Below are 6,876 nucleotides of genomic sequence, written 5' to 3'. Positions count from 1 at the left end.
CTCCGGTGGTGGCTTCGGCACCCGCGGAGGCGCCGCCGGTCGCTGCTGCGCCAGCGTCGACGGCAGCCAGCGAGCCGGCAACTGCCCCGGCACCGGCACCCAGCGCGGGCCCGAGCTTCCTCGACGGCTTGCTCGAGAACCCGTTGCTGCTGCCGGGTGTCGGCGTGCTGGTCGCGCTCCTCGCCGGCTTCGGCTTCTACCGCATGCGCCAGGGCAAGCGCGACAGCGGCGAGACCTCGTTCCTCGAAAGTCGCCTGCAGCCGGATTCGTTCTTCGGTGCGAGTGGTGGGCAGCGCGTCGACACCCGCGACGCGACCGGCGTGCCGTCATCGATGAGCTACTCTCTGAGCCAGCTCGATGCGATCGGCGACGTGGACCCTGTGGCCGAGGCCGATGTCTACCTGGCCTACGGCCGCGATCTGCAGGCCGAAGAGATCCTCAAGGAAGCGATGCGCTCGAGTCCGGAGCGCATGGCGATCCGGCTGAAGCTGCTCGAGGTCTATGCGAAGCGCCGCGACACCAAGGGCTTCGAACTGCTCGCCACGCAGCTCTATGCGCTGACCGGTGGCGAAGGCGAGGACTGGCTGCGCGCGCAGCAGCTCGGCGCCGGCATCGACCCCGAAAACCCGCTGTTCCAGCCGGGCGGCCGCCCGCCCGGTGCACCGGTCGACGGCGGCGCCGTGGTGGAGGCGCTCGGCGCCAGCACCATGCCGCAATCGGTGTTGCCGTCTCCGTCGCGCTTCGATGCGCAGCGTTCGGAAATCCTCGAGGACCCAGGCGTCGACCTGGACCTGGACGTGTCGGTGCCTGGCGCGCTCGATGAGACCCCACGGCCTTCGGCACCGGAGCGCACCCAGCCGCTGCCGGCCGCGGCGGCCCCGACCGCCTCGCCGGACCTCGGGTTCGACTTCGACCTGCCGTCCCTCTCGCTTGACGATCCCAGCCAATCGGCTGTCTCCACCACCGTGGCCGATGAGTCGCTGCCCGACCTCGGCAACTTCGATCTGCCGGGCGACGAAGCGACCGATGAGGCGCTGTCCCGCAAGCTCGAACTGGCGGAGGAGTTCCGCCAGATCGGTGATCTCGAAGGCGCCCGCGACCTGTTGCAGGAAGTCGTGGCGCAGTCCGGCGGCACGCTCAAAGCCAAGGCCCAGAGCATGCTGAAGGACATCGGCTGAACCGGGTCGGTTCGGTCGCTGATCGTCTCCAGCCGGGCTCCGGGCCATGCGATTGGCCCTGGGCCTGAGCTATCGCGGCGGCGCCTACCGGGGCTGGCAGAGCCAACCCGACGGGCTCACGGTGCAGGACCGGGTCGAGGAGGCCCTGGCTCGCTTCGCCGATCGGCCGGTGCGCACCGTGTGCGCCGGGCGCACCGACGCTGGCGTGCATGCGCTCAACCAGGTGGTCCATCTCGACACCGAGATCGAGCGTGAGCCGTTCTCCTGGGTGCGCGGCACCAACCGCTACCTGCCTCCTGATATCGCCGTGCAATGGTGCCGGCCGGTCGATGCCGCCTTCCACGCGCGCAACAGCGCGCGTGGAAGGCGCTATGCCTACCTGCTGCTGGAGTCCCCCGTGCGGCCGGCCATCGAGGCCGGTGCCGTCGGCTGGGTGTTCCGGCCACTCGATGCGACGCCCATGCGCGAGGCGGCGGCCCACCTGATCGGCGAGCATGATTTCAGCGCCTTCCGCTCAGCCGAGTGCCAGGCGGCCAGCCCGGTGAAGAACCTGAGGCGTATCGAGATCGTTCGCTGCGGCGCCTACTGGCGTTTTGAGTTCGAGGCCAGCGCCTTTCTCCACCACATGGTCCGGAACTTGATGGGCTGCCTGCTGGCCGTAGGGCAGGGTGTGCGAGCGCCGCAGTGGCTGGCCGAGGTGCTGGCCGCGGGCGATCGCCGCCGGGCTGCGCCCACCTTTGCCCCGGATGGCCTGTATTTCCTCGGTCCGCAATACGATGCGAACCTTGACCTGCCCGAACGCACGCCCGCGTTCGACTGGCTGCCCTGAAAGCCCATGCGCACCCGCATCAAGATCTGTGGTCTGACCCGCGAGGCCGATGTCGACGCGGCGGTCGAGGCCGGAGCTGACGCCGTCGGCTTCGTTTTCTATGCGAAGAGCCCGCGTGCGGTGTCCGTGGCGCACGCTGCGGCGTTGGCGCGTCGCCTGCCGCCGTTCGTGACGCCGGTCGGCCTGTTCGTCAACGCTGCGCCGCACGAACTGGCCGCTGCCTGTGCCGCCATTCCGACGCTGATGCTGCAGTTCCACGGCGACGAGACGCCGGCGCAGTGCGATGCGGTGGGGCGGCCCTACCTGCGCGCTGCCCGCATGACACCGGGTTTCGATTTGTTAAACTTTGCGCAGCAGTTCTCGAGCGCCCAGGCCCTGCTTCTCGATGCATATGTCGAGGGCTACGGCGGCGGCGGAAAGGTCTTCGATTGGTCACTCGTTCCATCCGGCGTCACCCCTCCGCTCGTTTTGTCTGGTGGGTTGAGTGCTGCCAACGTGACCGATGGGGTGCTGAAGGTGCGGCCTTGGGCCGTTGACGTGAGTTCCGGCGTGGAGAGTGCGAAGGGCATCAAGGATGCCGACGCCGTCCGCCGGTTTTGCGAGGCAGTGCGCGAGGCCGATGCCCGTGTCGCCGCCAGCGAGATCTGACACCTTCCCTGCACCCACCATGTTGAATTACCAGCAACCCGATGCGAGCGGCCATTTCGGCCGCTATGGCGGCAGCTTCGTCGCCGAGACGCTGATCCACGCGCTCGACGAACTGAAGGCCGCCTACGCGCGCTATCGCGACGATCCCGAGTTCGTGGCCGAGTTCAAGAGCGAGCTCGCGCATTTCGTCGGCCGACCCAGTCCGATCTACCACGCCGCGCGCATGAGCCGCGAGCTCGGTGGCGCCCAGATCTACCTGAAGCGCGAGGACCTCAACCACACCGGCGCCCACAAGATCAACAACACCATCGGCCAGGCGCTGCTGGCCCGGCGCATGGGCAAGCCGCGCGTGATCGCCGAAACCGGTGCCGGCCAGCACGGCGTGGCCACCGCCACCATCTGTGCCCGCTACGGCATGGAATGCGTGGTCTACATGGGCAGCGAGGACGTGAAGCGCCAGTCGCCCAACGTCTACCGCATGCACCTGCTGGGCGCCAGGGTGGTGCCGGTGGACAGCGGCAGCAAGACGCTGAAGGACGCGCTGAACGAGGCGCTGCGCGACTGGGTCACCAACGTCGAGAACACCTTCTACATCATCGGCACCGTGGCCGGCCCGGCGCCGTACCCGGAGATGGTGCGTGACTTCCAGAGCGTCATCGGCGAGGAATGCCTGCGGCAGATGCCGGAGATGGCGGGTCGCCAGCCCGACGCGGTGATCGCCTGCGTCGGCGGCGGCAGCAATGCGATGGGCATCTTCTACCCGTATATCCGACACGAGGGCGTGCGCCTGATCGGCGTGGAGGCGGCCGGACACGGGCTCGACTCCGGCAAGCATGCGGCCAGCCTCAGCGCCGGCTCGCCGGGCGTGCTGCACGGCAACCGCACCTACCTGTTGCAGGACGCGAACGGCCAGATCATCGAGACGCACTCGATCTCCGCCGGACTCGATTACCCCGGCGTCGGCCCTGAGCACGCCTACCTGAAGGACATCGGGCGGGCCGAGTACGTCGGCATCACCGACGACGAGGCGCTGCAGGCCTTTCACCGGCTGTGCCGCACCGAAGGCATCATCCCGGCGCTTGAATCCAGCCATGCGGTGGCCTACGCGATGAAACTGGCGCCGACGATGCGCAGCGACCAGAGTCTGCTGGTCAATCTGTCCGGCCGGGGCGACAAGGACATCGGCACCGTTGCCGACCTGTCCGGCGCCGAGTTCTACGACCGGCCGTCGTCGCGCGGCGAGAAGGTGAAGCAATGAGTCGCATCGCTGCCACCTTCGAGCGGCTGCGCGGGCAGCGGCGCACCGCGCTGATTCCCTACATCACCGCCGGCGATCCCTACGCCGACGCCACCGTCGACATCATGCTGGCGATGGCCGGAGCCGGGGCCGACGTCATCGAACTCGGCGTGCCGTTCTCCGACCCGATGGCCGACGGCCCTGTGATCCAGAAGGCCTCGGAGCGGGCGTTGGCCAAGGGCATCGGCATGGGTCAGGTGCTGGCGATGGTGCGGAGCTTCCGAGAGCACAACGACACCACGCCGGTGGTCCTGATGGGCTACGCGAACCCGGTCGAGCGCTATGGCATCGACCGCTTCGTCGCCGACGCCAAGTCGGCCGGTGTCGACGGTGTGCTGGTGGTCGACTACCCGCCTGAGGAGTGCGAGGCTTTCGCCGCGCAACTGCAGGGCGCGGACCTCGACCCGATCTTCCTGCTCGCCCCGACCTCCACCGAGCAGCGTATGAAGGACGTGGGCCGCATTGCGCGGGGCTACGTCTACTACGTGTCGCTCAAGGGCGTGACCGGAGCAGGGCACCTGGACACCGACGCCGTCGCGACGATGCTGCCGCGCATCCGCGAGCACGTGAAAGTGCCGGTCGGCGTGGGTTTCGGCATCCGCGACGCGGCCACTGCGAAGGCGCTTGCAGCGGTGGCCGACGCGGTCGTCATCGGCTCGCGCATCGTCCAGTTGCTGGAAGCCGAGCCGCGCGAGAGCGTCGCTGCCGTCGGCGGCACCTTCATTGCCTCGATCCGCGAGGCGCTAGATTCTTCAACCGAAGGAGTGCGTGCATGAGCTGGCTCGAGAAACTGCTGCCGCCCAAGATCCAGCCCACCGATCCGACCGAGCGTCGCTCGGTGCCGGAAGGGCTGTGGATCAAGTGCCCTGCCTGCGAGACGGTGCTCTACAAGACCGACCTGGAGCAGAACGCCTACGTCTGCCCCAAGTGCACCCACCACCACCGTGTCGGTGCGCGCGAACGCCTCGACAAGTTCCTCGACCCGGAGGCCGCTACGAGCTGGCCCAGGAGGTCGTGCCGGTCGACCCGCTGAAGTTCAAGGACAGCAAGAAGTACCCCGAGCGCCTGAAGCAGGCGATGGAATCCACCGGCGAGACCGACGCGCTGGTGGTGATGGGCGGCGCGGTCCACACGCTGCCGGTCGTCGCCGCAGCCTTCGAGTTCGAGTTCATGGGCGGCTCGATGGGCTCGGTCGTCGGCGAGCGCTTCGTGCGCGGCGTCGAGGCAGCCATCGACCAGAAGACGCCGTTCCTCTGCTTCACCGCGACCGGCGGCGCGCGTATGCAAGAGGGACTGTTGTCGCTGATGCAGATGGCCAAGACCAATGCGGCCCTGACGCGGCTGGCCAAGGCGAAGCTGCCCTACATCAGCGTGCTGACCGACCCGACGATGGGCGGCGTATCGGCCGGCTTCGCCTTCATGGGCGACGTGGTGATTGCCGAACCGAAGGCGCTGATCGGTTTCGCCGGCCCGCGCGTGATCGAGAACACCGTGCGCGAGAAGCTGCCCGAGGGCTTCCAGCGCAGCGAGTTCCTGCTGAACAAGGGGGCGCTCGACATGATCGTCGACCGTCGCGAATTGCGCGGCACGGTGGCCCAACTGCTCGCGATGCTGCAGCGGCAGAGCGCCGACGCGGTGGCCTGAGCTTTCTCCCGTCGCGCTCGGTGCAGCTGGCGGCAGCGAGCCGCCAGCACGGCGAAGGGCGGTGTCGGCCGCCCTTGCGCTTGAAGCTCGGCCGTTGTCCATCCGCTTCTCTGTCCCACGATTCGCGCTCCATGACGACCCCGTCCACGCTCGCCGACTGGCTGGCCCATTGCGAGCGCCTGCATCCCCGCACCATCGACCTCACGCTGGAGCGCGTGCAGCGCGTGCGCAAGCGGCTCGGGCTGGGCTTCGACTGTCCGGTGTTCACGGTGGCTGGCACCAACGGCAAGGGCTCGACCTGCGCGATGCTCGAAGCCATCCTGCTGCATTCGGGTTATCGGGTTGGCGTCTACACCTCGCCGCACCTGGTGCATTTCGAGGAACGCTGCCGCATCGGCGGCGAGATCGTCGAGGCGGCAGCGCTGCTGCCGCACTTCGCGGCTGTCGAGACGGCCCGCCAAGGTGAGACGCTGACCTACTTCGAGTTCACCACGCTGGTGATCCTGCGGCTTCTCAGCGAAGCCTCGCTCGACGCGGTGGTGCTGGAGGTCGGCCTCGGGGGGCGGCTTGACGCCGTCAATTCGATCGATACCGACTGCGCCATCCTCACCAGCATCGACCTCGACCACATGGACTATCTCGGGCCCGACCGCGAGGCGATCGGGCGCGAGAAGGCGGGCATCCTGCGCACCGGCCGGCCGGCGATCGTCGGCGACCCGGTGCCGCCGCAGAGCGTGATCGACCACGCGCGCGAGATCGGCGCCGACCTGTGGCGCTTCGGGCACGACTTCAACTATCGCGGCGACAAGCAGCAGTGGGGCTGGGCCGGTCGTGCGCGCCGCCACAACGGGCTGGCCTATCCGGCCCTGCGCGGCGCGAACCAGCTGCTCAACGCCTCGGGCGTGCTGGCGGCGCTGGAGGCGCTGCGCGACCGGCTCCCGGTCACAGCGCAGGCCGTTCGCAACGGACTCGCGATGGTGGAACTGCCTGGGCGCTTCCAGATCGTGCCGGGCGCACCGACGCTGGTGCTCGATGTCGCGCACAACCCGCACGCCGTCGCCACGCTGGCCGAGAACCTCGACCAGATGGGCTACTACCCCTGCACCCACGTCGTGTTCGGTGCGATGAAGGACAAGGACATCGAGACCATGTTCGCGCGTCTGTTGCCGCTGGTGGATCGCTGGTACTTCAGCGACCTGCCGACACCCCGCGCTGCGACGGCGCAGGAGCTCCGGGCCCTGCACGTGCGGGCCGTGGCCGCGCGCGCGCCGGGGGCGACG

General features: G+C 68.6%; 6 protein-coding genes and 1 pseudogene. All 7 read left to right on the top strand.

Annotated features, from left to right (window positions below; all coding sequences use genetic code 11):
• The coding region (locus x551_RS16695; protein WP_036249636.1) for a FimV/HubP family polar landmark protein at window positions 1-1,178 on the top strand (1,178 nt) is incomplete at its 5' end.
• Between the two features lie 46 nt (window positions 1,179-1,224).
• Window positions 1,225-2,007: a tRNA pseudouridine(38-40) synthase TruA gene (gene truA, locus x551_RS16690; RefSeq protein ID WP_011829752.1), complete on the top strand. Its 783-nt coding sequence runs from the start codon at window positions 1,225-1,227 to the stop codon at window positions 2,005-2,007.
• A gap of 6 nt (window positions 2,008-2,013) precedes the next feature.
• Window positions 2,014-2,655 (top strand): phosphoribosylanthranilate isomerase, encoded by a 642-nt coding sequence (locus x551_RS16685; protein ID WP_036233971.1) that lies wholly within the window; start codon window positions 2,014-2,016, stop codon window positions 2,653-2,655.
• 19 nt (window positions 2,656-2,674) lie between these two features.
• Window positions 2,675-3,913 (top strand): tryptophan synthase subunit beta, encoded by a 1,239-nt coding sequence (gene trpB, locus x551_RS16680; RefSeq protein WP_011829750.1) that lies wholly within the window; start codon window positions 2,675-2,677, stop codon window positions 3,911-3,913.
• On the top strand, window positions 3,910-4,728 hold the full coding sequence (trpA, locus tag x551_RS16675; protein ID WP_011829749.1) for a tryptophan synthase subunit alpha: 819 nt from the start codon (window positions 3,910-3,912) through the stop codon (window positions 4,726-4,728). Before trpB ends, trpA begins: the two co-directional genes overlap by 4 nt.
• Window positions 4,725-5,596: pseudogene (accD, locus tag x551_RS16670) on the top strand (acetyl-CoA carboxylase, carboxyltransferase subunit beta). Before trpA ends, accD begins: the two are co-directional and overlap by 4 nt.
• A gap of 131 nt (window positions 5,597-5,727) precedes the next feature.
• A partial coding sequence (gene folC, locus x551_RS16665) for a bifunctional tetrahydrofolate synthase/dihydrofolate synthase (protein ID WP_036249633.1) occupies window positions 5,728-6,876 on the top strand: 1,149 nt, incomplete at its 3' end.

The sequence above is a fragment of the Methylibium sp. T29 genome (assembly GCF_000576205.1).
Classification (GTDB): Bacteria; Pseudomonadota; Gammaproteobacteria; order Burkholderiales; family Burkholderiaceae_C; genus Methylibium; species Methylibium petroleiphilum.
This window is presented reverse-complemented; position numbering and strand designations above follow the sequence as displayed.

Excerpts from the sequence above, each read along its gene's own strand:
- truA (WP_011829752.1), top strand. The coding sequence starts at position 1,225 with ATGCGATTGGCCCTGGGCCTGAGCTATCGCGGCGGCGCCTACCGGGGC.
- trpB (WP_011829750.1), top strand. The coding sequence starts at position 2,675 with ATGTTGAATTACCAGCAACCCGATGCGAGCGGCCATTTCGGCCGCTAT.
- x551_RS16685 (WP_036233971.1), top strand. The coding sequence starts at position 2,014 with ATGCGCACCCGCATCAAGATCTGTGGTCTGACCCGCGAGGCCGATGTC.
- trpA (WP_011829749.1), top strand. The coding sequence starts at position 3,910 with ATGAGTCGCATCGCTGCCACCTTCGAGCGGCTGCGCGGGCAGCGGCGC.